This window comes from Bacillus sp. Nf3 (assembly GCF_003028545.1).
Lineage (GTDB): Bacteria > Bacillota > Bacilli > Bacillales > Bacillaceae > Bacillus > Bacillus safensis.
In genome coordinates, this window is sequence record NZ_PYUA01000034.1 from 1 (window position 1) to 729 (window position 729).

Below are 729 nucleotides of genomic sequence, written 5' to 3' on the forward strand. Positions count from 1 at the left end.
GAGCAATGAGTAGCGGTCGAAGCCGAAACGAGGTGGGTAATGATGGAATTCAATTTCACCCTGAAGTACCGCGTGCCGGACGTGTACGACGATACCGATATCCTGGAGCAGCGCCTGGCGGCATCGGGTTGCGACGATGCGCTGTTGGGCATCGGGCGTCCGGGCAGGATGGCGCTGGCGTTCTGCCGTGAGGCCCCGCGTGCCGATCAAGCGCTGCAGTCGGAGCTGGAGGACGTGCAGCAGGCGGTGCCGGGCGCCGAACTGGTTGAAGTAAGCCCTGATCTGGTGGGGTTGACCGATGTGGCCGACCTGCTGGGGATGTCGCGGCAGAACATGCGCCAGCTCATGCTGGCCCACCCGCAGTCGTTTCCCTCGCCAGTGCACGAAGGTAGTACGTCAATCTGGCACCTGGCCGACATCCTCGGCTGGTTGCAGGCGCGTGGAAGCGGCAAGGTCAGCTCGGAACTGGCCGAGCTGGCCGCCGTTGCATTGCAGCTGAATCTGGCCCGCGAAGGGCGCAGGCTGCAGCCCAAGGCATAGTGCCAGGCAGGACCGGCACCCACCCGCAGCGGGCTGCGTTACAGCTGCACCTTTTCCCACCAGCGTCTACCGGCCCGCGGCGCCTGCATGTCCAGGGCCTCACCCATCATCGGCGTCGCTACCGGCACGTTGCTGGCGGCGGCCAGCGCGGTGATGCGCTCGAACGGCTGCTGCCATTCGTGCAGGGCC

1 protein-coding gene is annotated in these 729 nt (G+C 66.0%); it reads left to right on the top strand.

Annotation, left to right across the window (positions count from 1 at the left end; genetic code table 11):
- The first annotated feature begins 42 nt into the window (after positions 1–42).
- Positions 43–540, top strand: a complete 498-nt coding sequence (locus tag C9414_RS20715) for a helix-turn-helix transcriptional regulator (protein WP_107164296.1) — start codon at positions 43–45, stop codon at positions 538–540.
- The last annotated feature ends 189 nt before the right edge of the window (positions 541–729 follow it).

Coding starts and splice junctions, on each gene's coding strand:
- C9414_RS20715 (WP_107164296.1), top strand. CDS start 43: ATGGAATTCAATTTCACCCTGAAGTACCGCGTGCCGGACGTGTACGAC.